Below are 23952 nucleotides of genomic sequence, written 5' to 3'. Positions count from 1 at the left end.
TGGGAGGCTGAGACGGTGACGACGAGACCGACGGGGCTGCGCGAGCAGAAGAAGCAGGCCACCCGAGAGGCCCTGCGCACGGCGGCCCTGCGGCTGGCTCTTGAGCGTGGACCCGACAACGTGCGCGTCGACGACATCGCCGAGGCCGCCGGCGTCTCACCCAGGACGTACAACAACTACTTCTCCAGCCGCGAACAGGCGATCGTCGCCGCCGTCGCCGGCGAACGGGAGGCGCGGGTCGCGGCGGCGGTGGCCGACCGGCCCCGCGGCGTCGGCCTCGCCGACGCCGTCATCGAGGCGATCGTGGATCAGTACACCGCCCCGGACGAATCCGCCCGGGACGCGCTACTGCTGATCGTCACCCGCCCGGCGCTGCGCGAGGCGTTCGTCGAAACCACCACCGCGATCGAGCACCCCCTCACCGATGCGATCGCCGGACGTCTCGGCGACGGCGACCCGCACACCGCACGGGTGCTCGCGGCGAGCGTGGCCGCCGCGGTTCGCGTGGCGCTCGAGCAATGGCTGCAGGCGACCGTCTCGTCCGCCACGGCCGGCGGGCTCGTCGTGCCGTCCGGCTCGCTACCGGACCTCCTTCGCAGCACGCTCGCGCCCCTCGCACCCGCACTCGACGCCGCCGAGCAACGAGCACTCCGCCATCGGCGTCAGTGAACCGCCTCCCGAAGGAAACGGCGCCCCGGCATCTGCCGCTGAGTCGTCGCCGGCGTGGGAGGCGGCCGAACACCACCGGCAGGAGGGGGCCTTTCGGGCCGCAGGCGCGGATCGCGATCCGCACCGGGCCGAAAGGCCCCCTCTTCGTCAGGACTCCGGCTGCCGCTCACCCAGCCCCTGGAACCGGCTCTCGATGAAGTCGCCCCAGGTCGCGTCGAGCGTCACCATCTCACCGTCGACCATCTTCCACTGGGGCGCCTTGTGCGGCGGGTAGGCGAACAGCACCGACGACAGGCGTTCGTAGCCGGGCGGCATGGGTTTGGTGTGCACCCGGTGCGTCGACGGCCGGAAACGCCCGTCGGAGGCGCTTGTGAGCATCCGGCCGATGTTGCACAGGACCACGTCGGTGCCGGCGATCACCGGCTCCACCCAGGTGCCGTCGTGCAGCACGTACTGCAGCCCCTGGTCGGAAGGCGGCAACTGCAGGCCGAGCATCTGGATGCCCGAGTGCTCGTGCGCCAGCACCTCGCGATCGCCCACGTCCCGGTAGCGGATCACCCGCAGGTTCGTGGCCTCCCGCGACAGGTCCAGCTCGGGGGTGCCGGGCGCCATCATGCCGCGGACGACCTCTCCGAACAGGGAGATCAGCCGGAACGCGGTGTCGAACACACCGGCCGCCGCCGCCCCGAACGCCGGGAAGGCGCGCAGCACGTCACCGGCGCCGGGCGGCTGGTCGGCCAGCAGCGCCCCGCTGATGTGAATGAACTCCTTGGGGTCGGGCACGCCGTTGGCCAGGCGCGGGATCTCGGAGTTGTAGGGGAAGAACCCGTGCGTGCCGCCGACCGACAGCTGGGGCACCGACGACTGCGCGTAGTCGGCCAGCCGCGGCTCCGGCGATCGGCACGCCGAGGCGAACTCCTCCATCATGGTGCGGACGCGTGCGCCGATGCCGGGGACCTCGGCGGCCATGAAGCCCCAGTCGGTCAGCTGGGTCCTGATGGCCTGCGTCGCCTTCTCCATGTCGGCGTCGAGATCGTCGGCGCGCACGAGGGGAACGCGACCACTGAGTTCCATGGGGGGGACGTCCATTGTCGCTCCACTTCTCTTCGGTCACTACGGGGTGCGGGCGATATGCGAATCTGTGAAGGGCGGCGGTGCCGCCCTTCACCTGACCGCCGGGTTGACGCGGGGGCCGCCGGTGGCGGAGCTGAGTCCCAGCCGCTGCGCGACCAGCGCCACCTCCGTCCGGTTGGAGCAGTCGAATTTCACCAGCAGGTTCGAGACGTGCCGTTTGACGCCGTGGATCGAGATGCCCATGGCGCGGGCGATCTGGTTGTTGCTCATTCCGCGCAGCAGCAGGGCGAGCGCCGTGTGCTCGCGCTCGGTCAGCCGGTCGGTCAGCTCGGCGCCGGCGCTCTGGGGGGAGGGCGCGACCGGCGACACGGACGGTGACACGGACGGCGCGACCGGCAGGGTGGGCAGGTCGCCGCTGAGCAGGTGCGCGAAGGCGTCGGACAATCCGGCGACGTTGACCACGTCCCACAGCAGGCAGCCGTCGACACCGTGATCGCCGGCGACAGGGGACAGGTGGCGCGCCTCCTCGGTTCGCATCAGTGCCAGCACCCTGGTGCGGCCACAGGGCGTACCGGCGGCGGCCACCACCTGCGGCACCGTCGCGACCGGCAGCACCACCACGTCGAAATCCCCTCCGCCCAGCGCCTGGCCGGCCTCCGCCACGCTTCGGCCGACCGTCGCCCTGACCACGTGCGGTACCCGGCACAGCAGCAGCGGCAGCCCGTAGAAGGAGATCTCGTCCTCGGCCAGCCAGAAGACGGACAGGATCCGGCGGCGGCCGAAAAGAGGCGCGGCGATCCGCTCGCCCGCATCCATCGTTCTCGTGCTCATCGCATGATCCTTTCTGTCGTTGAGGTCATCGCCCGCGCGGGGCGAGGGTGGTGACGAAGTGCCGGTAGAACCGGTCGGCGTCGACCGACCGGGCACAGCGGACCGCGCGCCCGCCGGCACTTCGCACGATTCGTCCCTGGCTCGCGCTCCGGGTCACGACATCGCAGCGCACCGTCTCGAAGGTGCAGATGTCCTGGTCGGCGAGGTAGGAGGTGGTGAGGCTGTCCCAGCAGCAGTAGGGCAGCCCGGTGGTCTCCAGCGTGCCGAAGGTGAGCGCGAGCAGCGACCCGGCCAGGTCGCTCACGTGCTCGCCGTACGCACGGCCGAAGATCTCCACGAAGTCGGCGGTCACCGGCACCCGGTTGGTCACATCCAGCGGGAACATGGTGATCGGCACGTCGGAGTCGAACACGCACTTGACGGCGTCGGGATCCCAGTAGACGTTCCACTCGCCGGTGCCGTCGTGGCCCGGCTGGTGGACGTTGCCCGCCACGTCCAGGGCGCCGCCCATGAACACGATCTCCTCGATGCGTGCCGCGAGCCGAGGATGGTGCTTCAGGCACCAGGCGATGTTGGTCAGCGGGCCGGTGGCCAGCACGGTGACCGGTTCAGGCGCCTGCGCCAGCCAGGTGGCGAGCTGCTCGTGCGCCGGGGGCGCCTGAGCGGCGGGGACGGTGCGGCCCCGCTGGTTGAGCACGGGCAGCGCGTCCGCCCGCAGGGCGTCGATCCGCCAGGCGAGCGGAAAAGGGTTGCGGCCGGGCAGCACGCCCAGCGCCGTCGGTACGTCCCGGCCCACCAAGGCGAGGATCTTGCGGGTGGCCGACAGGCCGGGCGCGGGCAGGCAGTCGGCCGGGGTGACGGCGACACCGCGCAGATCGACGTTCTCGTAGCGGGTCAGCAGCAGCAGCGCCAGCAGGTCGTCGGGCGCGCCGTCGTGGTCGAACACGACGTGGCGGCGGCGCGCACCGGGTGCGGCGCCGGTCGCGGTGTCGATCGCGGTGCCGGTTGTCGGGGGGTCAGTCACGGCGCCTCACCAGGTGGAAGGAGAAGTCGGTGCCGCGGTGGTAGTCCTGCGAGAACAGCAGGGGCCGCCCCGCGCTGTCGTGGTGGGTCTGGATGAGCAGCAGCCACGCGCCGCCGGCCTCGGCGCCGCCGATGCGCTCGGCCTGCGCCGAATCCAGGGTGACGGCACGGACCTGGGTGACCGCGTACGCGATCGTGTGACCGTGCTCGGTGAGGAGCTGAAACAGCGACCCGGACCAGTCGACCTCGTCCAGCGGGAGACGGACGAGCCGGCGCGGGAACAGGTCGATCGAGTAGAGCAACGCGTCGTCCCGGTGCCGGCGCAGCCGCTCCAGGCGCACGATCGTCTCACCGGGCGCCAGCCGCAACACCTCGCGCTGGTGGCGGTCCGGCTCGACCGAGGCGACGTCCAAGACGGTGTCATCGGCGGTGAAACCGCGGCTGGCGAGCATCTCCGTCACCCCTTCCAGGCGGGTCAGCGGACGATCCAGGCTCGGCTGCGCGGTGAGGTAGCGGCCGTCACCGTGACGCGCCTGGATGACGCCCTCCTGCTCCAGGAGCTTGAACGCCTCGCGGATGCTGGTGCGGCCCGCGTCGAAGAGGTTCATCAGCTCGTTCTCCGACGGCAGCTTGTCGCCCGGGCGCAGGCCCTGCTCGACGATGAGGAGGCGGAGCCGGTCGCGGATCCTGACGGCCAGGGTGTGCGGTCGTGGTGTCATGCGGATATCTCCTGCGCCGGTGGACCGTGGAGAGGGGCGAGACCGAGCTCTCCGGCGGACGGGTAACTGGGCACGCAGAAACGGCGCGTGACCGAGACTGCGGCCACCCTGCAGGCGAGTCGGACCCCGGCCGCCAGGCTCAGCCCGGCGCGCAGGGTGGCGGCCAGCGTACCGGTGAAGGCGTCGCCCGCTCCGGTCGTGTCGACAGCGTCCACGCGGGGTGCGTCGACCAGCATAGTGCCGTGATCGTCGCTCATCTCGGCCCCCCGCTCGCCCCGGGTGACGACCACGGCCCCTCCTTTGGTACGAAGGCCCAGGGACCGCGAGGAGTCCGCGGTGCGGCCGCCGGTCAGCACGCTCAGTTCTGCCTCGTTGAGCACCACCACGTCGGCCCTGCTCAGCAGGTCCGCCCCGTCGGCCCCCAGGAACGCCTCGGCCGGGCTGGGGTTGACCAGGAGGCGCACTCCCGGCGAGACGGCCGCCGCGGCCGCGCACGAGGTGGCCACCGGGATCTCGCCCTGCAGGACGAGAACCGACCCGGCCGGCAGACGCGCGGCCGCCGCGGCCGCCCGCTCCGGGGCCAGAAGGCCGGCCGCCCCCGGCCAGGTCATCACGATCTGCCGCCCCTGGTCGTCGACGTAGACGAAGCTGCGCCCGGTGGCCACACCCTTGGCGATCGCGCAGTCGCCCACCTCGACGCCGTCGGCCCGCAGCGCCGCCAGCGCCGCCGAACGGTCGGCGTCCTCGCCCAGGCAGCCGGCGAAACGCGCGGGCGCGCCGAGCCGGGCCGCCGCGACCGCCACGTTCGCCGCCTTGCCGCCGTGCGCGGTGGCGTACTCGGCGGCGTTGACGCTCTCACCGGCGGACGGCAGGCGGCCGCCGAACATGTAGAGGTCCAGGGTGTAGGCGCCGAGCGCGAGCACGGTCACCGGGGCGCCGCCTTTCTCGGGGGCGCCGGTGCTTGGTGAGGGGACCGGGCCAAAGGCGGGGTCATGCGCCCAGCCCCACCGCGCACGGGGCGATGCTGTCGGCGTCCACCGAGACGCGCACGTCGGGGTGCCGGTGCGCCAGCGTGACCGGGAGCGACACCTCCGGTTCGGTCGTCAGCAGCAGCACGCGGACGATGTACCGCTTCCACGCGCCGCCGTCGGTGATGAGGTGCAGCCGCCGGGCGGAAAGGATCTCCGCCATGCCCAGCGTGATGGCCATCGGCGGGATGGGCTGGGTGTAGCCGCCGGTCAGCCGGTGCGAAAGGGCCACGAGCGTGTCGTCGAGCAGGGTGACGATCCGCGTGGTGGAGGCGGCGAACTCCTCGACGGTGTACCGGTGCCAGCGGCTCGAGGGCGGTTCGTTGAAGGCGAGGTGCCCCCGGTAGCCGAAGCCCGCGAAACACGTGTCGGCCCCGCCGACCTCGCGCAGGCGGGCGCCGTAGGCGTCGGGGTCGAGGACGTCGGGGTAGACGACGTTGCCGGGGTGAGGGCGCAGCGCGGGGTCCAGCAGCTGGTAGAGGTTGCGGTCGCAGTAGCCGCGGAAGCTGAACGGGTGTGACGGCTCGACGGGGCGGCCCTGCCAGTCGAGGAACTCGTCCATGTGGAAGGCGTGCACCTCGGCCCAGCTGATGCGCTCCTGGTTGCAGATGCGCGCCAGCAGCGGATAGTGCGCCTTGGGGCCCACGGGCAGGATCCAGCGGGTGGGCTCGCCACGCAGGTTGTTGTCGCGCAGCTCGTCGGCCATCTCACGGGCCAGCCGGTGGTAGAGGGCGGTGGTGTCGGGATACACGGTCACCGGGTGCCGCGCGATCGCCGTGAGCGTCGCGGTGGGCATACTCAGATGCTCCTCGGTGAGCTCACCGGAGGTGGGGGGATAGGGGTAGGCGTGCGCCTTTGTCCTGACGAAGGTCACGTCACTCCTTTGAAGGGTTTGGGGATAAGGAACCGGGACAGGACGTTTCGAGTGACGCGCCGGACGTCGCCGTCGCAGCAGGCGAGGCTGGCCACCCAGTTGACGGATCCGGTGGCGAAGACGGCGCCGCCCGCCCCGGTCGGGCGCAGCGTCATGTCGGCGCGGACGGCGTCCGCGCCGAGACGGGCCTCCTCCGGCGCGTTCTGGTAGTGGCCGCTGTGCCCGCCCGCGGACGTGGCGAGCAACAAGGTGCCCGGCGGGGTGCCGAGGCCGGGGTCGGCGCGGTCGATCTCGTCTCCGGCGGCGCCGCCGAGAGCGAGCCCGTGGCGGCCGATGACCGGATCGGAGATCCCGGCGAACACCCAGGCCGCCTCGGCACGGTAACTGTCGGGCAGGCGGGTGAAGCCGGGCGCCGGGCCCCAGCCCTGGGCGGTGAAGCCGACGCCCAGCAACTCCTGGGGCGCCAGGCCGCGCTCGCGCCACAGTCCGCCGGGCTCCCCGGTCGAGGTGAGGACGTCCTCTCCTGGCTCGTTGTCCCACCAGGCGCCGGTGTGGCCGCGGCGTACCTCGATCGCGTTCGGGTGGCGCGAATCGACGCCGGTCACCCAGTAGAAGCCGTTGCCGCCCAGGTACATGAGCCGTCCGCCGCCGGACACGTACGCCGCGACGGCCTCGCGCTCCGGTGCGCTGACGTACTCGGGGTGGCTGCCGGTCAGCACGACGCGGTAGCGCGCCAGCAGGGCGGCCCCGCCGGTGTGCACGTCCTCGTCGGCCAGGACGTCGAAGGCGAAGCCCTCGGCGTGCAGCCAGCGCAGCAGCAGCAGGTCGGCGGCGAAGTGCCGGGGTGCGCCGGTCATCCACCACCGGTAGTCCGGCGTGTGGTTGAGCACCGGGCGCCGACCGCAGGAGTGGTAGACGGGGCCGCCCTCGCGTCGCTGGTCGTACAGGGACAGGCCCAGGTCGCGGTGGGCGTTGAGGTGGACGTCGGTGTCCGACAGCTCGATGCGCCGGTCGGTCACGTGCGAGTAGTCGCCGAAGTACTCGGCCTCGCTGGACTGGCGGTGGTTGGCGTAGGCCAGGTAGGTGAACGTCGGCAGGACGACCGCGATCGGGCGCGCCGGGCCGGCCGGGGGGACGACGAGCGGGACAACGTGGCAGTCACCGTGGGAGTCACCGCCGGCGCGCACTCGCACGCCGAGCACGGTCGAGCCGGCGTCGGCGGGTACGGTCACCGCGCAGGTTCGCGGCCAGCGGGCGTCGTCCAGGTCTTCGGGGCTGAGCTGCAGGGCGGTGCGGGTGCCGTCCTCGCCGGGGCCGACGAGCCCGGCGAGCGGCCGGTTGACGGCGCGGGCGTGCCGGGCGTTTCCGCTGATGTCGAGGACGACGGGGCCGCCCGGATCGGCGGCCGGGTCCCACAGGGCGAGAAGGCCGGCGCCCAGGTGCCCGGCCAGGGCCGGGCCGCCGGTCAGGCCCGTCATGGTGTCGCAGTCGCCGGGGGTGAGCGCGTCGCCGGTCAGCAGGGGCAGCGCCAGGCGCCCGGCGTACGGGTCGCGGTGGCCGGAGCCCGCGCCGAAGCGCAGGGTCGCGGTCGCCGGCTCCAGCGGCAGGTCCGCCCGGTGCGCGGCGGCGTCGTCGCGCACCGCCCCTCGGATGCTCAGGCGCAGCCGGGTGCCGGACGGCTCCGCCGTCCAGGCGGCCACCAGCAACGACCACGCCCCCTGCGGGAGGGCCGAACCTGCTCCCGCGCGCAGGACGCCGGATCCGGTCTCGATGACGGTCTCGGGACGTCCGGCCTCGTCCAGGGTGATCAGCAGCCGCCGGTCGCCGGTGTCCAGCTCCGCCACGACCTGCCGGGCGCCGGCCCCGTGCGGGCGCAGCCACAGCGCGACGCTGCCCCAGGCGGGGGCCGGCACGCCGGTGGCCTCCAGGTGGGAGCCGGTCAGCAGGCGCCGCGGCTCGACGGTGACCGGCATCGCCTGGCCGAGCACGGTCTGGCTCACCAGGTCGACCACCTCGACCCGCGCGGCTCCGGCGGGCCCGCTCGCGTGCACGTTCACGCGCTGTCCGGGGGAGGCGGACCAGCGGTCCAGGTAGGCCAGCATCCGGGGTCGCGGCACGTGTGTCATGGTCAGGCATCTCCCCGCCGGTAGGGCAGGCCGACGTAGGCGGGCATGCGCAGCCGCTGGGCGACCGTGGCCAGCACCAGCAGCGTGGTCAGGTACGGCGTGACGTAGATGAGCTGGGTGGGCACCGAGCCGGTGCTCTGGAAGAGCGCGAAGGCGGCCGCGCCGAGCAGGGCCGCGCCCGCCGCCAGGCGGGGCCGCCGCCGCGCGACGACGATCGCCGCCGCCCACGCCAGCATCGCGCCCAAAAGCAGCAGGGTGTGCACCGCGCTCGCCTGGCGCAGCTGCACGGCGTCGGCGTAGCCGAACAGCAGCGCCCCGCCCGCCGTGCCGACCGGCCGCCAGTTACCGAAGATCATTGCGGCGAGGCCGATGAAGCCGCGCCCGCCGGTCTGGCCCTCCTGGTAGAGGCCGGAGGAGACGGTGACGAGGTAGGCGCCGGCCAGACCGGCCAGAGCGCCGGAGACCAGCACGCCGCAGTAGCGCATCCGCTGGACCGGCACGCCGAGCGAGTCGGCCGCGGCCGGATGCTCCCCGGCCGAGCGCAGCCGCAGCCCGAACGCGGTGTGCCACAGGAGCACGACGCTGACCGGGACGAGCACGACGGCGGCCACGGTGAGCCACGACACCTCGTGCAGCAGCCCTCGCAGCAGGCCGGCGGCGTCCGCGAGGAGGAAGACGCCGCCGCGTTCCAGGTCGCCCAGCAGGTCGCCGCCGCCCGCGCCGCCCGCCAGCAGCGGCACGCTCACGGTGCCGACCTCGCCCGTGACGGGGGGCGACTGGGTGGCCCCGGCGCCGGGCAGGCCGGCGAACACGACGACGCACAGAAAACGCGCCACCCCCGCCGCCAGGATGTTGACGGCGATGCCGCACACCACCTGGTCGACGCCGAAGGTGACGGTGACGACGGCGTGCAGCAGTCCGGCGGCGGCGCCGCCCAGCACTCCGGCCACCACCCCGGCCCAGACGCCGTGGAAGTGGCCCGCCCACGCCCCGCACACCGTCCCGATGATCATCATGCCCTCGATGCCGAGGTTGGCGACGCCCGCGCGTTCGCTCCACAGTCCGCTCAGAGCGGCCAGCCCGATCGGCACCGCGAGGCGGAGTGCGGCGCCGACCATGCCGGAGTCGGTGAGCGCCTCGCCGGTGAGGGCGCGGACGCCCGCCACCGCGAGCAGCACGAGCAGGACGATCAGCAGCGGCCGCCGCGTCAGCGCGTTCACGAGACCCCGTCCGGCGCCGGGGCCGGGGTGGCCTCGGGCTCGGTGCGCGCCCGCACCAGCCGTGCGGCGCGCCGGCGTTCGGCACGACGCACCACCTCGTGCGCGACCACGACACTGATCACGATGACGCCCTGCATGATCGTGACGATCTCCTTGGGCACGCCCTCGATGTCGAGGATGAGCGCCGAGCGCTCCAGGAAGCCGAAGAGCAGGGCGGCGAGCGCGATGCCGAGCGGGGTGTTGCGGCCGAGCAGGGCCACCGCGATGCCGGTGAAGCCCGCCCCGGCGGGAAAGTCCAGGCCGAAGTGGTAGGCGGTGCCCAGCAGGTGGGGCAGCCCGGCCAGTCCGGCGATCGCGCCCGAGACGAGCATCGTCACGACGATCATGCGGCGGGGATCGACGCCGTGGACGCGGGTCGCCGCGGCGTTCAGCCCGCTCATCCGCAGGTCGTGCCCGAACAGCGTCCGGGTGAGCAGCAGGTGCAGGGCCACCCCCAGGAGCGCGGCGCCGAGCACGGCCCCGCCCAGGCTCGCACCGCCCGGGAGTCTCACCCCGGCCGCGGCGAGCAGGCCGTTCAGCTCGGGCAGGTGGGCCGAGGGCGGCAGGTCCGCGGTCGACCCCGTCGTGCTGCCGGCGGCGAACACCTCGGCCAGCAGGTACGCCACGACCCCGGTGGCGACATAGTTCAGCAGCAGCGTCGACAACACCTCCGACACACCGCGCCAGACCTTGAGCAGCGCGGCGAGCGCGGCCCACGCGGCCCCGGCGAGCATGGCGACCGCGCACATGACGGCCACGTGCAGGGGCGCCGGCAGGTTCAGGTGCGCGCCGGTGGCCGCGGCCAGCAGCGCGGCGAGGCGGTACTGGCCCTCCACGCCGATGTTGAACAGGTTCATGCGGAACGTGACGGCCACCGCGAGGCCCGCGAGGAAGTAGACGACCGAGCGGTTCACGGCCGAGACGAGCGAGTCCGGCCGCGCGCCGAACTCCAGCATCGTCACATATGTCCTGCCCGGCGACGCGCCCGCCGCGGTCAGCAGTGCCGTGGCCACGACGAGGGCCAGCAGCAGCGCGAGCGCCGGCGCGGCGAGCACGCGCGGCACCTTCCCGGCCCGGGTGATGATCGTGTTCATCCGGTGCCCGTCATCAGCCGGACCAGGCGCGGCCGGGTGAGTTCCGCGACCGGCAGGGCGGGCGTCAGCCGGCCGCGCAACATCACCTGTACGCGGTCGCTCAGGCCGAGCACCTCGTCGAGGTCGGCGCTGACCAGCAGGACGGCCAGGCCGGCGTCGCGGGCCTCGCGCAGCAGATCCCAGATGACGGCCTGGGCGCCGACGTCCACGCCGAGGGTGGGGTGGGCGGCGAGCAGCACCTGGGGACGGCCGCGCAGCACCCGGCCGACGACGAGTTTTTGCTGGTTGCCGCCCGACAGCGCGGCGGCGGGGACGTCGGGGGAGGGCGCGCCGACGCCGAGGCGGGCGCCGATCTGCCCGGCGACCTCCCGGGCGGCCGCGCGGTCCAGGCGCCACCGGCTGCGGCGGCGCAGGTCCTCGCTGCCCAGCATGACGTTCTCCCACAGCGTGGCGGGCAGCGCCAGCGCGTGGCGGTGGCGGTCCTCGGGGATGCACGCCAGTCCCAGGCGGCGGCGCCCGCGCACGCCCAGCCGGGTGGCGTCACGGTCGCCGAGGCGCACGGTGCCGGCCGTGATCTGGCGGGTGCCCACCAGCGCGTCGATCAGCTCGGACTGCCCGTTGCCCTGGACGCCGGCGATGCCCAGGATCTCGCCCTTGGCCAGCTCCAGGGTGGCCGCCTGGACGGCGTCGGTGCGCACGCCGTCCAGGCGCAGCACGACGGGGCCCTTTTCCGTGCGCCCGCCGCGGACGGTGGGCGGCAGGTCGCCGCCGGCGATGAGCCGGGTGAGGACGCCCGGGTCGGCGTCGCCGGCGGCGAACTCGCCCACCGCGGTTCCGGCGCGGATGACGGTGATGTGATCGGAGACGCTGAGCACCTCGTCGAGCTTGTGCGAGATGAACAGCACGGCCAGGCCCTGGGCGCGCAGTTCGGCGAGGCTGGTGAACAGGCGCCCCACCTCGCCGGGCGCCAGCACCGTGGTGGGCTCGTCGAGGATGAGGAGGCGCGCGCCCCGGTACAGGGCCTTGAGGATCTCCACCCGCTGCCGTTCGCCCAGGCCCAGGTGCTCGATCCGGGCGCCGGGGTCGACGGCCAGGCCGTAGCGCTCGGCGAGGTCGCGCAGCGCGCGGGCGCTCGTGCGGCGGTCGAGCAGCCCGCGGCGCGAGGTCTCGGCGCCCAGGATCACGTTCTCCAGCACGGTCAGGTTCTCGGCGAGCAGGAAGTGCTGGTGCACCATGCCGATGCCGGCCGCGATGGCGTCGGCGGGCGACCGGAACCGCACGGGGACGCCGTCGAGCAGCAGGTCGCCGGAGTCGGGGCGCTCCTCGCCGTACAGGACGCGCATGAGGGTCGACTTGCCGGCGCCGTTCTCGCCGACCACGGCGTGCACCTGGCCCGGCCGCACCAGGAGGTTCATGTCGCGGTTGGCGGTGACGCCGGGGTAGCGCTTGGTGATGCGGCGAAGCTCGGCGAGCGGCACGCCCGGGGAGGTCGTCGAAGGCCGCCTCACGGGGTGACCGGCACGTCGATCTCGCCGGCGATGATCCGCTTTCTGATCTCGTCCAGCCGGGGGCGGATGTCGGCGAGGTCGGAGCCGGTGGTGGCGTAGCCGACACCGTCCTCGTCCAGGCCGAACTCGCGCAGCCCGTAGACCGCCTTGCCCGCCGCCTGCTCCTCGATGACGCGCCGCACCGCGACGTCGATCTGCTTGGTGGCGCTGGTGAGGATCACCTCCGACAGGTCGGGGGCGACGGTGCGGCGCTGGTCGACGTCGACGCCGATGGCCCACTTGTGTGCCGCCTTGGCCGCCTGGAAGACGCCGAGCCCTGAGGCGCCGGCCGCGTGGTAGACGATGTCGGCGCCGCTGTCGTACATGCCGCGGGCGGCCTCCCGCGCCTTGTCGGGGGAGGAGAATCCGCTGAAGTCGGGCGGCTGCGTCATGAAGACGCTCGACAGCCGGATCTTCGGGTCGATCGCGCGGGCGCCGGCCGCGTACCCGGCCAGGAACTTCTCCTGGGGCGGCGTCTGCACGCCGCCGACGAAACCGATCCGCCCGGTGGCGGACTTCAGCGCCGCAGCGGCCCCGACCAGGTAACTGGCCTGCTCCTCGCGGAACACCACGTTGGTGACGTTGGGCAGCTTCACCGTCGCGTCGTCGATGATGACGAAGTGCGTCCGCGGGTAGGCGGGCGCGACCTTCATGAGCGGCTGGGCGTAGAAGAAGCCGACGGCCAGGACGGGGTTGTGGCCCGTCTCGGCGAGGAGGCGCAGGATCTCCTCCAGGTCGGAGCCGGCCGCGTTCGGGCTCAGCTCCTTGACCTCGATGCCCAGCGCGGCCTTGGCCTGATCGACGCCCGCCCCCGCGGAGTCGTTGAAGGACTTGTCGCCGCGCCCGCCTCGGCTGTAGGCGACCCCCACGCGCAGGTCGGCGGCGCCTGCAGCCGAGGCGGCCTCGTTCGCCCCCGCGTTCTGGGCGGTGCCCTGTGAGCCTCCGCAGGCGACGAGGGTGAACAGAAAGCAAAGGGCGATTGACGACCGGGTGAACAGGCGGGACACAAGTACCTCCCAAACCGGGGCTTTGACCAGAATGAGCACTCATCAGACAAGTGTCAATGCTTCTCTGATAACTGCTCCAGCCATACGGCGACGCCGTCCTCGTCGTTGGACGCGGTCATCTCATGGGCCGCGGCGAGCACCGCCGGATGGGCGTTGGCGACCGCGACCGCCGTCCCCGACCAGGTCAACATCGGCAGGTCGTTGGGCATGTCGCCAAAGGCGATCACCCCCGCGCGGCCGAAGCCGAGCCGGTCGGCCATCGCTTCCAGGGCGGCCGCCTTCGTCACTCCGGCGCGGGTCACCTCGCAGAACACGTCCGCCGACACGGTGACCTCGCACCCGGGCAGCAGCGTGCCCACGCTCTCGTAGTACCCGCGGGCCGCCCCCTCCAGCTGGACCACGATCTTGCCGACGCCGTGCCAGTCGATCGCCTCCTCCAGCCTCGCCACCCGACGGGCGTCGCGGGCCAGGGCGGGGGCCAGCTCGAAGGCGTCCTCCAGCAACAGCTCCAGATGACACTCGGCGCCCAGCCGGATGCCGGGAAAGCGGTCGCGCAGCGCCGTCAGCGCCCTCACCACGTCCGCCTCGGCGAACGGGTGGTGATCGACCACCTCGTCCCGGGCGAAGTCGTAGACGACGGAGCCGTTGCCGCAGACCGCGCTGTTCGCGTCGGCTGCGTCGCCGGTGTCGTTGAGGGCCGCGGCCACGTGCCGGGTGTCTCGGACCGGTCGCGCCGTCGCGATGACGAACACATGCCCGGCCGCCCGGACGCGGCGCACGGCCGCCCGGGTGCGCTCGGACAGCTCGCCGCGCGAGTCGAGCAGCGTGCCGTCCAGGTCGCAGACGATCATTCGGCGTTCCACGGGCGGCACGCTTCTCACGGCCGGCACGGCTCCCGCGACGAAGACCCCTGCCGATGGGTCACGACCCGGCCGACCGCGGACACCACGACGTCGGCCGCGCCCGCGGCCAGGATGGCGTCGATGGTCTCGGCCACGCCACGCCGTGCCGCCAGCCCCTGCACCACCACCGCCCCCTCCTCGGACAGGTCACCGACGCGCCATGAGCGCGGGGGCAGCGCGGGCGCGACGCGCGGCAACTCGCGCGCCGACGTGCGCACCGTCAGCAGCACGTGCGCCGCCCCCGCCCGCACCGAGGCCAGCAGCAGCGCCACCTTCTGGATCCGGGCGCGTTTGCCGGCGTCCCGCCACGCGTGCGGCCCGGCGATGAGCCGCGGCGCGCAGGTGCGCACCGTGTCGAGGATCCGCAGGCCCGGCGCGAGGGACGCGCCCGGTTCGAGCACCTCGATGACGGCGTCCGCGAGCTCGGGGATCTTGGCCTGGCTGGCGCCGTAGGAGTGCACCACCTCGGCCGCCGACCCCCGGCCGCGCAGATAGCGCCGGCCGATGCCGGGGAACTCGGTGGCCACCCGGGCGCCGGGGGACAGGCCCGCGGGCCCCTCGGCCGGTACGGCCAGCACCATGCGCCACGGACGGCCCGCCGCCACCGCCTCGACGACCTCGACCTTGGCGCCGGTCTCCTCGATCCAGTCGGTGCCGGCGACGCCGACGTCGAAGGCTCCGTCCTGCAGGACCAGCGGGATCTCCCGCGGCTTGAAGAAGACGACCTGGATCGGGCCGCCGTACTCGATGCTCGCCCGGTAGCTGCGTCCAGACGTCCGGCGCACGCCGAGCCCGGCCGCGGTGAAGAGGTCCAGGACCGGCCGCTCCAGAGCGGACCCCTTGGGCAGCGCGAGCGAGATCATGTGATCAGCGTCTCCAGGTAGGCGGGGTGTTGCCGGCGAGGGAGCGCATGGCGAGGGCGCGCAGAGCCAGATCGACCATGCCGGTCTCTTCGCCGCCGGCGGCCAGGACGCGCAGCCGCGCCGCGTCCAGCCAGCCGGCCTCGACGAATTTGTCGTGTTCGACGCGGGGCCGTTCCAGGTCTCCGGTGACGGTGGCGAGCACGTCGATCTCGCGCCGCCGGGTGCCATCGCCGCCCTCCCAGTCGAACACCTTGACCAGGTCGCCGACCCGCTCAAGATGCCAGCCGGTCTCCTCGGCGATCTCGCGGGCGAGCGCCGCGCACAGCGTCTCGCCGACCTCCACGTGCCCGCCGACGATGTCCCAGCAGCCGGGGAACAGCCGCACATGCGGGGCGCGGCGCTGCAGGAACACCTCGCCGCGCGGGTTGACCAGGACGGCTCCCACCACACAGCGCACGCCCTCGGCCGAGGCCCGCCGCTGGATCGTGTCGAACTCCCGCGGGTGTGGCGCGCAGCGCTCCGGCGGCGGGCTACTCATGCCGTCTCCTGGTGGGCGTAGTAGGTGGCGTACAAGGCGGCGAACGGCCCGTCACGGCGCAGCAGCTCGTCGAAGGAGCCGTCCTCGACGATCCTGCCCTCGTCCAGGACGAGGATCCGGTCGGCCCGCCGGATGGTCGACAGCCGGTGCGCGATGACCAGGACGGTCCGGCCGGCGAACAGCCGCGCCAGCGCGTTCTGGATGCCCCTCTCGGTGAGGGGGTCGACACTGGCGGTCGGCTCGTCCAGGAGCACGATGTCGGGCTCGCGCACGAACATCCGCGCCACGGCGATGAGCTGCCGCTGCCCGACCGACACCCCCCGGCCGCCGTCGGCGAGCCGCTCGTGCGGCGCCATCGGCATGCTGCGCTTCCACACCCGGCGCCCGATCCGGTCGACGGCGCGCTCGACGTCGGCCGGACCGGCTCCGGGACGGCCGTAGGCGATGTTCTCCGCCAGCGTGCCGGCGAACACGAACGGGTGCTGCGGGACGACGCCGACGCGCCGCCGGTAGGCCGTCAGGTCCAGGGCGCGGACGTCGCGGCCGTCGACGAGCAGTTCGCCGCCCTGGAAGTCGTACGCACGGGCGATGATCTTGACGAGGGTGGACTTGCCGCCCCCGGTGCGCCCGACGATCGCCACCGTCTCGCGCGCGGCGATCCGCAGGTCCAGCCCGTCGAAGACGGGGCCGCCGGAGCCGTAGCCGAAACGCAGGCCGCGCGCCTCGATCTCACCGTTCAGGCGGGACACCGGTTCGCTCCCTCCCCGCACGACCGATCCCCGGTCGTCGATCAGCGCGAACACCCGTTCCGCGGCGGCCAGCCCCTGCTGGAACAGGCTCCAGAACGCCGCAGCCTGGGTGACCGGCTGCCACAGCATGCCGAGCGCCTGCAGCGCGAAGTACCACTCGCCGGGCGAGAGCCGGCCGAGCATCGCGAAACGCCCGCCCTGATAGAGCACGACGGCCGTCGCCAGTCCCGCCAGCAGGGTCAGCACCGGCAGGATGACCGCGTAGATGAGCCCCTGGCGCACGTACACCCGATACGACAGCCGGTTGACGTCGTCGAAGTCGTCGTAGACGGTCTGTTCGCGGCCGAAGCTCTTGGCGACGGCGATGCCCATCATCGACTCGTGGACGTTGGCGTTGACCTTCGCCATCACCCGCCGGGTGGCGGCCGCCGCCGTGCGGGCGATCCGGCGGAAGGCCAGCGCCGCCCCCAGCAGGAACGGCAACGCGGCCACGATGATCAGACCCAGGCCCGGGTCGGTCCAGAACACCACGCCGCCGAGCAGCAGGACCAGCAGCGACTGACTGAGCAGGTTCAAGGTGAGCGTCATCACCGAGCCGAAGCCCTCGGTGTCGCCGGTGACCCGGCTGAGCACCCGCCCGACGGAGTTGTCGTCGTGGAAGGCGACGTCCTTGTCCAGCGCGGCGTCGGCGGCCTCGCACTGCAGCCGGTAGACCACGTCGCCGACCAGCCGGGCGGTGACGGCCTGGCGCGCCCAGTTCATCGCCCACGCCAGCACCGCGGCGGCGACGACGAACAGGCCCAGCCACAGGCCCAGCCCCGCCCCGCCGCCGACCTCGTCGATCAGCCGCGCGATGACGACGGGCACCGAGGCGGTCAGCAGGGCCGACCCCACGACAAGGACCGCGCAGCCCAGCATCGTGCCGCGCCGGGCGCGCAGATAGGCCAGGATGCGCACCAGGAGCCGGCGGTTGCCGTACACGCGGTCGTAGGTGTCGGCGTGCAGGCCCGCGAACAGGTCAGTCACTGTAGATCTCCCGGTAGAGCGCGCAGCGTGCCATCAGCTCGTCGTGCCCGCCGAGGTCGACGACGCGCCCGGCGTCCAGCAGCACGATGAGGTCCGCGCGCCGGATCTGGCCCGGACGGTGCGAGACCAGCACGGTGGTGCGGCCGGCGGTCGCCCGCTCGATCGCCTCGGTGATGGTCACCTCCGTACGCGCGTCGATCGCGCTCGTTGCGTCGTCCAGGGTGAGGACACGCGGGTCGGTGAGCAGCGCCCGGGCGATGGCCAGCCTTTGCCGCTGACCACCGGACAGCGTCGTGCCGCCCTCGTTCAGGACGGTGGCGTAGCCGTGCTCCATCTCCTGGACGAAGTCGTCGGCGCAGGCCAGTTTGGCGACGCGCTTGACGTCCTCTTCAGCGGCCCCCGCGGGTGCGCCGAAGGCGACGTTGTCCAGCACGCTCTTGGAGAACAGGAAGATCTCCTGGTCCACGTGGCCGATCTGACGGCGCAGCGCGCCCGGCTCCCAGTCGCGTACGTCCCGGCCGTCGATCAGCACCCGCCCCTCGTCGGCGTCGTACATGCGCGCGACGAGTTTCAGCAGCATGCTCTTGCCGCTGCCGGTGGGGCCGACGACGGCGAGCGTGCGCCCGGCGGGCAGGTGGAAGGACACCTCGCTCAGGACGTCCTTGCCGTCGTGGCGCAGGGTCACCCGATCGAAGGTGATCGCGCCCTCGACGGCCGTCGTGACGCCGGTGGTCTCCTCGAGGTCGCCGGGCCCGTCGATGATCTGCCGCATCCGGGCGGCGGCGGCCAGCCCCTCCTGGACGACCGGCACGGCCTGCTCCGACAACGTGACCGGCTGCGCCAGCGCCACCAGCCAGCCCAGGTAGGTGACGACCTGCGCGAGCGCCAGCTCGCCCTGGCCGTACAGGTACAGGGAGTGCAGGGCACCGACGGCCATCGCGACGGCGAAGCTGAGCGCGGGCAGGTAGACGGCCTGCGCCCGGCCGCGCCGCACGAAGGCGTCCCGGTAGGCGGCGGCGGCCCGCCGGAACGCGAGCCGCTCGTGCCCCTCCTGGGTGGCCGCCTTCACGGTGGCGATGCCGGTCAACGTGGTGGAGAAGCGCTCGTTCAGGTCGGCGAACGTCTCCCGGATGCGCATCGTCAGCGGTTGCAGCCGCCGCAGGTGCTGGCGCAGCGCGACCGCGAACACCACGACCAGCGCGCCGGGGGCGAGCAGGAGCTGGGGATTCAGCGAGGCGATGAACACGACCGGCACCACCAGGGCGAGCAGCGCGTTGAACGCGGTGGACACCCCTGGGCTGAACATGTAGTCGACGAGCCGCGCGTCGTTGATGGCGCGGGCCAGGATGTCGCCGATGCGCTGCTGGTCGTGAAAGGACATGCGCTTGGCCAGCAGACTGCGGTACAGCTCGTCGCGCACGTCGCGTTTGACCCGCTGGGCGAGGACCTCCATCGAGCCGTGCGAGAGCAGGTCGGCGGCGAACCGGCCGGCCGCCAGCAGCGCGGTGGCGACCGCCGCGGCGGCCAGCACGCCGGGGTCGGCACGCTCACCGGTCGCCTCGGCGAACGCCGCGCCGATCTGGACCGGCACCAGCGTCGTGCACACGTTCGCCGCCACCGCCGCCACGGTGAACACCACCAGCAACGGCCGGTGCACGCGCAGCCGGGTGGCGATCCACCCGAGCACGGCCGGCGACGCGACCTGCCGTGCTCGCCCGGCCCGGCCCGCCGGTCGCGTCCGGTCCATGGCCCCCTCCCTGGTCAACGGCTCACCTACACCGAGGCGCGGACCGCGTCCGGCAGGTGTCCCAGGCCGTTCTTACCGTCCCGGTCGATCTCCTCCATCACCTGGTCGGCCAGCACGGAGGCGGCGAGCGCGTCGGCGATCGACGGCGTGTCACCCGCACGGGGGACGTCGTCCCCGCAGGATGCCACGAACGCCTCCAGTTCCGGCCCGAAGCCGCTCCGGTCCCAGCCGTGATCGAGGTTCTTCGTGCCGTACAACTCCTGGCCCAGCGGCAGGCCGTCGGCCAGATCGAGGGTCACCCGCTCCAGGGACGGCGCGCTGTAGCGGCTGCCGTCCATCCCCTGCACCATGACGCCCACCAGGAACCGCTTGACGTGGTTGCCCATCCGCAACGTCGACAGGGACCCGTCGCGGTGCCGGAGGAACACGTTCACCTGGAAGCGGTCGTTCTCGCCCGGAATGACGTGCGCGTTCACCTGGACGACGGGGGAGGGGGTGAACCAGCGGGCCAGGTCCAGGGCGTGCACCCCGTTGTGCCGGATCCACGCCTCCAGCGTGGTGTCCACCCCCCACTGCGGGGCCGAGGGATGGCGGCTGTAGAAGTCGATCGTCACCGAGCACGAGGTCGCCCGGGCGTCGCGGCTCAGTTCGTGCAGCCGCCGCAGCGTCTCGGCGTAGCGGAAGTTGAAGCCCACCTGGACGTTGCGGCCGCTGCGGTCCACGACGTGGTGCAGATCCTGCAACGCGGGCGTCGAGGGCCCGGCGGGCTTCTCCACGAAGCAGTCGACGCCGCCCTCCACCAGCCGGCGGGTCAGCCGGTACGACGGCTCGGGCGGCACCGCGATGACGGCCGCGTCCACGGTGTCCAGGTCGAGCGCCTCGATCGAGTCGGCGCAGAGCGCGGCCCCGGACTCCTGCTGCAGTTCCTTGGCCAAGGACAGGTCGGGGTCGACGCAGGCCACGATCCGGTGACCGCGCACGCGCTGGAGGAACGGCAGGAGATTCTGGCTCATCTGCCGGCCGCAGCCGACCAGGGCGAGGCGCGGGCGGTCAGTCACGGCCGGCCTCCACGTTCGTGCCCCACCGCTCGAAGGCTCGGCGCGCCCGGCCGCGCAGCTCATCCGGGTCGATCTGCCGGTGTGCCAGGCTGACGAACGACGGGTGCCCTTCGAGGAGCAGGATGCCGGCGCCGGTGAGCGCGGCGAGCAGCGCCTCACGCCGCACCTTGTCACCCAGCAGTGCCTCATCGTGGTAGACCAGCTCGAACATCCCGCCACCGAGAACGGGGCGGGCACCGACCAGGGCCGCCACACCGGCGTCCTCGGCCGCCGCGGTCAGGACGGCCGCCACCCGTGTGCCGATCCGGCCGATCTCGGCCCAGCCGTCCGGCGCGTCACCGATGGGCTTGTCCAAGATGTCGCGGGTCGCCAGCGCCGCGTACACGGCGATCATCTCCTTGGAGAACGTACCGCTGAGCCGGGCCCGTTCGGCGTCGGCCAGCAGCTCGGCCTCACCCACCACCAGGCTCAGCGGCGCCCCGTTGGCCAGCGCCTTGCCGATCACGATGAGGTCCGAGCCGATGGCGTGGTCGTGGTCGTAGCCGAGCGGCGAGATACGGCCACCGGTCTTGGTCTCGTCGAAGACGGTGAGCAGACCGGCGTCCCGGCACATCGCGACGGCCTGCCGCAGCACCTCGGGGGTGGTGAACGAGGCCAGGTAGGCGTCGAAGACGAAACAGCCCAGCCGGTCCCGGTAGCGCTCCAGGATCTCCGCCAGCGACTCCAGCCGCAGGTCCACCCAGTTCACCGCGGGCTCGCTCTCGCCGATGCCGCGCATCGCCTCGGTGTAGCGCGGTTTCCCGCGCAGCGGCGAGTGCAGCGGCTCGTGCCACTTCAGGGAGTTGGCGATCTGCGCGTCATGCCAGCCGATGTAACCGCTGCGCAGCACTCCCAGCCGGCCGTTGCGCATCGCGGCCAGCCGCAGGGTCGCGGTGACGGCCTCGGAGGCGGTTTTGAAGAACGCGCCGCGGTCCCCGGTCCGCTCGCCGAGCAGCCGTTCCAAGTACTCCGCGTGGAAGGTCGTGTAGCCCGGCATCATCACGCCGTTACCGAGATAGCCGCACAGAATTTCATTGAAGAGTTCGTCCGAGTGGCCGATTATCACCGGTCCGTATCCCATGACGAAGTCGATGTACGTCATCCCGTTCGCGTCCGAAACCTCACCGCCCTGCCCCTGCGTGAACAGGAGTTGGCGTCCTTCGGACCGAAACTTACGAGTGATCTTCGAGTGAGCTATTCGCTCGTTTTTCGACAAGATCTTCCTCCTCTCCGGAAACCGTGAATAAGATCGAGAGCTTAATTTCCGAGACCGTAGCGGCGGCCTGCGAGCAGGGTCAAGTGAACCTTCTTCTAGGTTTACAACGCCTGGTTAAGGGTGCGACGGTCGAAGCGGTGGGTCGAGCCGAACTCCGATATGGAGGCGATGTGGACCACGGATCGAGTCGGCGAATTCCGATCTCCGAAATACCCGGAACGGTACAGCCGGATATCGTCGGGCGCAGTAAACGGCTGTGGCGGCTGCCCGAGGGCCGATGTCTGGTGCAGATAGTCCCCAGCCTGCGCAGTTTCACATACCAGCGCGACGAAATGGTGGAGCGTACCGGGCCGTTGCGGCTGGCTTTTTATGAAAAAGCTGCGGCCCGGATCGAGGCGGCGGGGGTGGCGTGCGCGTTCCGTGAGCGGGTCGGCCCCGACTCCTACCTCGCCGACTACTGCCCGGCCCCGCCCTTCGAGGTCATCGTGAAGAACCGGGCCACCGGGTCGACCACCCGCAAGTACCCCGGCCTGTTCGAGGACGGTGCGCCACTGCCGCGCCCGGTCGTGAAGTTCGACTACCGAATCGACCCCGAGGACCAGCCGATCGGCGAGGACTACCTGCGCGTCCTCGGACTGCCCGTCGATGAGATGCGCGAGCGCGCCCTGGCCGTCAACGAGACACTGCGCTCCTGGCTGCACCCCGTGGACCTCTGGGACATGTGCCTCATCTTCGGCGTCACCGCCGAAGGCGGCCTCACCGTCATCTCCGAGATCTCACAGGACTGCATGCGCCTGCGGCACGAGGACGGGTCCCCGCTGGACAAGGACCTGTTCCGTGACGGCGTCGACGCCGACGAGATCGTCAACCAGTGGAGTCGCATCCTCGATGTCATCAGATGACGGCCGGGTGGCACTGATCACCGGTACCAACCGGGGCAGCGGCCGGGCCATCGCCGAGGAGTTGCGCGGGCGCGGGTTTCGCGTCTTCTCCCTGAACCGCTCCCTCGCCGGCGCGGACTGGCTCGGCGAACGGCGCTGCGACGTGTCGCGGCCCGCGGAGATCAGATGGGCCGTCGCCGACGTCCTGGCCGCGACCGGACGGCTGGACGTCTGCGTGTCCAACGCCGTCGACCGGGTCCTGGACCCGATCGCCGACCTGCGCGAGGCCGACTGGGAACGCCTGGTGGCGATCAACCTCAGCGCCTGCTTCCACCTCGTTCAGGCCGCGCTGCCGGCACTGCGAGCCCGCCGCGGCGTCTTCGTCGCGATGGGCAGCCACGCGGGCACCCGCTACTTCGAGGGCGGGGCCGCCTACAGCGCCACCAAGGCCGGGCTGAAGGCGCTGGTGGAGACGCTGCTGCTGGAGGAGCGGCGCAACGGCGTACGCGCCTGTCTCGTCTCGCCCGGCGCCATCGCCAACCTCGACGGCGACACCGACCCCTACAAGATGAGCACCCGCTCGATCGCCCGCTGCGTCGGCAGCATCGTCGACTCCTGGCCCACCGACCTCGTCGTCGGTGAGATCGAGGTGCGCCCCGCCGACCTGGCGACGCCGCCGATCACCGGTATCGACCGGCTGTTACACATCTGACGCGCGGAGGAGGAAGCATGATCTCGCTCGCTCTGCCGACGGGATCCCTGGAACGGCGGGCGCTGGAACTCTTCGCGGCCGCCGGTCTCGACGTACGACGGCCCTTTGAGCGCTCCTACCGGGGCACCATCGAGTACGCGGGCACCGCGCAGGTCGCCTTCTACAAGCCGCGCGAGATCCCGCTCGTCGTCCAGAACGGCTCGTTCGACGTGGGGCTCACCGGCGCGGACTGGGTCGAGGAGACCGGCGCCGAGGTCGAGGTGGTCGAGTCGTTCGACTACTCCCGCAACACCGAGAGGCCATGGCGGCTCGTCCTCGCCGTGCCCGCCGACCACCCGGCGACCAGCGTGGCCGACCTCGCCGACGGTGTCCGCGTCGCCACCGAGTACCCCAACATCGGCCGCCGCTTCTTCCAGGACGCCGGACGGCGCGCCGAGGTGGTCGTCTCCTACGGCGCCACCGAGGCCAAGATCCCCGAGTTGGCCGACGTGATGGTCGACGTCGTGGAGACGGGACACTCCCTGCGGCAGAACAACCTGCGCGTCATCGAGACAATCCGCACCTGCGGCGCCCAGCTCATCGCCAACCCCGCCGCCTACGCCGACGAGAGGCGACGCGCCGTCATCGGGAAGGTCGCCCGGCTGCTGCGCGGCGCCTGGGTCGGCCCGGCGAACGTGCTGCTCACCGTCCGCGCCCCCGCCGAGTGCCTGCCGCAGGTCACCTCGGCCATGCCGGGGCGCTCGTGGCGGGCCGGGGCGGAGCTGGGCGACGAGAACATGGTCGTCCTGCAGGGCGTGCTGCCGAGCCGGGACGTGCCCGAGACGATCGACGTCCTGCTGTCGGCCGGCGCCGTCAACGTCACCGAGACCGGAATCGGTATCCTCGCCACGAACGCGACGCGGCCATGACGCCGGCCCGTGCCGCGTCGCCGTACAGGCCGCGCCGAGTTGACCGGCACACGAGGGCACGA

Annotated in this window: 22 protein-coding genes; 4 read left to right on the top strand and 18 right to left on the bottom strand. The window is 72.4% G+C overall.

The window, feature by feature from the left end:
• Positions 1-15: 15 nt before the first annotated feature.
• A complete protein-coding gene (locus ACFY3D_RS34335; RefSeq protein ID WP_389987486.1) occupies positions 16-669 on the top strand; it encodes a TetR/AcrR family transcriptional regulator in 654 nt (217 codons plus the stop codon).
• Positions 670-816: 147 nt separating this feature from the next.
• On the opposite strand, the gene ACFY3D_RS34330 is transcribed toward ACFY3D_RS34335, so the two are convergent.
• The 18 genes from ACFY3D_RS34330 to ACFY3D_RS34245 form a co-directional block, all read right to left on the bottom strand.
• Positions 817-1758 (bottom strand): hypothetical protein, encoded by a 942-nt coding sequence (locus ACFY3D_RS34330; protein WP_350949617.1) that lies wholly within the window; start codon positions 1756-1758, stop codon positions 817-819.
• 75 nt (positions 1759-1833) lie between these two features.
• On the bottom strand, positions 1834-2574 hold the full coding sequence (locus ACFY3D_RS34325) for a response regulator transcription factor (RefSeq protein ID WP_389987482.1): 741 nt from the start codon (positions 2572-2574) through the stop codon (positions 1834-1836).
• Positions 2575-2599: 25 nt separating this feature from the next.
• On the bottom strand, positions 2600-3598 hold the full coding sequence (locus tag ACFY3D_RS34320) for a nucleoside hydrolase (RefSeq protein WP_389987479.1): 999 nt from the start codon (positions 3596-3598) through the stop codon (positions 2600-2602).
• Positions 3591-4316 carry a GntR family transcriptional regulator gene (locus tag ACFY3D_RS34315; RefSeq protein ID WP_350949620.1) on the bottom strand — a complete coding sequence of 242 codons (726 nt, stop codon included), beginning with the start codon at positions 4314-4316 and terminating at the stop codon, positions 3591-3593. The genes ACFY3D_RS34320 and ACFY3D_RS34315 overlap by 8 nt, the downstream gene beginning before the upstream one ends.
• Positions 4313-5245, bottom strand: coding sequence for a PfkB family carbohydrate kinase (locus ACFY3D_RS34310; RefSeq protein WP_389987476.1), 933 nt, complete (start codon positions 5243-5245; stop codon positions 4313-4315). Before ACFY3D_RS34310 ends, ACFY3D_RS34315 begins: the two co-directional genes overlap by 4 nt.
• 61 nt (positions 5246-5306) lie before the next feature.
• The gene (locus ACFY3D_RS34305; protein WP_389987473.1) at positions 5307-6218 is read right to left on the bottom strand and encodes a 6-phosphogluconolactonase; all 912 of its coding nucleotides are present in this window, start codon (positions 6216-6218) and stop codon (positions 5307-5309) included.
• Positions 6215-8335: a N,N-dimethylformamidase beta subunit family domain-containing protein gene (locus ACFY3D_RS34300; protein WP_389987470.1), complete on the bottom strand. Its 2121-nt coding sequence runs from the start codon at positions 8333-8335 to the stop codon at positions 6215-6217. Before ACFY3D_RS34300 ends, ACFY3D_RS34305 begins: the two co-directional genes overlap by 4 nt.
• Positions 8336-8346: 11 nt before the next feature.
• On the bottom strand, positions 8347-9564 hold the full coding sequence (locus ACFY3D_RS34295; protein ID WP_389987467.1) for an ABC transporter permease: 1218 nt from the start codon (positions 9562-9564) through the stop codon (positions 8347-8349).
• On the bottom strand, positions 9561-10697 hold the full coding sequence (locus ACFY3D_RS34290; RefSeq protein ID WP_389987464.1) for an ABC transporter permease: 1137 nt from the start codon (positions 10695-10697) through the stop codon (positions 9561-9563). Before ACFY3D_RS34290 ends, ACFY3D_RS34295 begins: the two co-directional genes overlap by 4 nt.
• Positions 10694-12205: an ABC transporter ATP-binding protein gene (locus tag ACFY3D_RS34285; RefSeq protein ID WP_389987461.1), complete on the bottom strand. Its 1512-nt coding sequence runs from the start codon at positions 12203-12205 to the stop codon at positions 10694-10696. Before ACFY3D_RS34285 ends, ACFY3D_RS34290 begins: the two co-directional genes overlap by 4 nt.
• Positions 12202-13251, bottom strand: coding sequence for a BMP family protein (locus ACFY3D_RS34280; protein ID WP_389987458.1), 1050 nt, complete (start codon positions 13249-13251; stop codon positions 12202-12204). The genes ACFY3D_RS34285 and ACFY3D_RS34280 overlap by 4 nt, the downstream gene beginning before the upstream one ends.
• A gap of 53 nt (positions 13252-13304) precedes the next feature.
• Positions 13305-14114, bottom strand: coding sequence for an HAD family hydrolase (locus ACFY3D_RS34275; RefSeq protein ID WP_389987456.1), 810 nt, complete (start codon positions 14112-14114; stop codon positions 13305-13307).
• Between the two features lie 14 nt (positions 14115-14128).
• Positions 14129-15016, bottom strand: a complete 888-nt coding sequence (hisG, locus tag ACFY3D_RS34270; protein WP_389987454.1) for an ATP phosphoribosyltransferase — start codon at positions 15014-15016, stop codon at positions 14129-14131.
• A 4-nt stretch (positions 15017-15020) separates the two neighbouring features.
• On the bottom strand, positions 15021-15554 hold the full coding sequence (locus ACFY3D_RS34265) for an NUDIX hydrolase (protein WP_389987451.1): 534 nt from the start codon (positions 15552-15554) through the stop codon (positions 15021-15023).
• A complete protein-coding gene (locus tag ACFY3D_RS34260; protein ID WP_389987448.1) occupies positions 15551-17329 on the bottom strand; it encodes an ABC transporter ATP-binding protein in 1779 nt (592 codons plus the stop codon). Before ACFY3D_RS34260 ends, ACFY3D_RS34265 begins: the two co-directional genes overlap by 4 nt.
• Positions 17322-19076 carry an ABC transporter ATP-binding protein gene (locus ACFY3D_RS34255; protein ID WP_389987445.1) on the bottom strand — a complete coding sequence of 585 codons (1755 nt, stop codon included), beginning with the start codon at positions 19074-19076 and terminating at the stop codon, positions 17322-17324. The genes ACFY3D_RS34260 and ACFY3D_RS34255 overlap by 8 nt, the downstream gene beginning before the upstream one ends.
• A gap of 26 nt (positions 19077-19102) precedes the next feature.
• The gene (locus ACFY3D_RS34250) at positions 19103-20134 is read right to left on the bottom strand and encodes a Gfo/Idh/MocA family protein (protein ID WP_389987442.1); all 1032 of its coding nucleotides are present in this window, start codon (positions 20132-20134) and stop codon (positions 19103-19105) included.
• Entirely contained in the window at positions 20127-21389 is a 1263-nt protein-coding gene (locus tag ACFY3D_RS34245; protein WP_389987439.1) for an aminotransferase class III-fold pyridoxal phosphate-dependent enzyme, read from the bottom strand. The genes ACFY3D_RS34250 and ACFY3D_RS34245 overlap by 8 nt, the downstream gene beginning before the upstream one ends.
• Positions 21390-21412: 23 nt before the next feature.
• On the opposite strand from ACFY3D_RS34245, the gene ACFY3D_RS34240 reads away from it, so the two are divergent.
• The 3 genes from ACFY3D_RS34240 to hisG (ACFY3D_RS34230) are packed head-to-tail and all read left to right on the top strand — an operon-like array spanning position 21413 to position 23890.
• Entirely contained in the window at positions 21413-22291 is an 879-nt protein-coding gene (locus ACFY3D_RS34240) for a phosphoribosylaminoimidazolesuccinocarboxamide synthase (protein WP_389987436.1), read from the top strand.
• The gene (locus ACFY3D_RS34235) at positions 22278-22982 is read left to right on the top strand and encodes an SDR family NAD(P)-dependent oxidoreductase (protein ID WP_350949636.1); all 705 of its coding nucleotides are present in this window, start codon (positions 22278-22280) and stop codon (positions 22980-22982) included. Before ACFY3D_RS34240 ends, ACFY3D_RS34235 begins: the two co-directional genes overlap by 14 nt.
• A 17-nt stretch (positions 22983-22999) precedes the next feature.
• Complete coding sequence (gene hisG, locus ACFY3D_RS34230; protein ID WP_389987432.1) at positions 23000-23890, top strand: ATP phosphoribosyltransferase; 891 nt, start codon at positions 23000-23002, stop codon at positions 23888-23890.
• Positions 23891-23952 lie beyond the last annotated feature (62 nt).

Source organism: Streptosporangium sp. NPDC000509 (assembly GCF_042898365.1).
GTDB lineage: Bacteria > Actinomycetota > Actinomycetes > Streptosporangiales > Streptosporangiaceae > Streptosporangium.
The sequence above is the reverse complement of the archived record's forward strand: the minus strand, read 5'-3'. Positions and strand labels throughout refer to the sequence as shown.

Coding starts and splice junctions, on each gene's coding strand:
- ACFY3D_RS34330 (WP_350949617.1), bottom strand. CDS start 1,758: ATGGACGTCCCCCCCATGGAACTCAGTGGTCGCGTTCCCCTCGTGCGC.
- ACFY3D_RS34325 (WP_389987482.1), bottom strand. CDS start 2,574: ATGAGCACGAGAACGATGGATGCGGGCGAGCGGATCGCCGCGCCTCTT.
- ACFY3D_RS34315 (WP_350949620.1), bottom strand. CDS start 4,316: ATGACACCACGACCGCACACCCTGGCCGTCAGGATCCGCGACCGGCTC.
- ACFY3D_RS34290 (WP_389987464.1), bottom strand. CDS start 10,697: ATGAACACGATCATCACCCGGGCCGGGAAGGTGCCGCGCGTGCTCGCC.
- hisG (WP_389987454.1), bottom strand. CDS start 15,016: ATGATCTCGCTCGCGCTGCCCAAGGGGTCCGCTCTGGAGCGGCCGGTC.
- ACFY3D_RS34265 (WP_389987451.1), bottom strand. CDS start 15,554: ATGAGTAGCCCGCCGCCGGAGCGCTGCGCGCCACACCCGCGGGAGTTC.
- ACFY3D_RS34255 (WP_389987445.1), bottom strand. CDS start 19,076: ATGGACCGGACGCGACCGGCGGGCCGGGCCGGGCGAGCACGGCAGGTC.
- ACFY3D_RS34235 (WP_350949636.1), top strand. CDS start 22,278: ATGTCATCAGATGACGGCCGGGTGGCACTGATCACCGGTACCAACCGG.
- hisG (WP_389987432.1), top strand. CDS start 23,000: ATGATCTCGCTCGCTCTGCCGACGGGATCCCTGGAACGGCGGGCGCTG.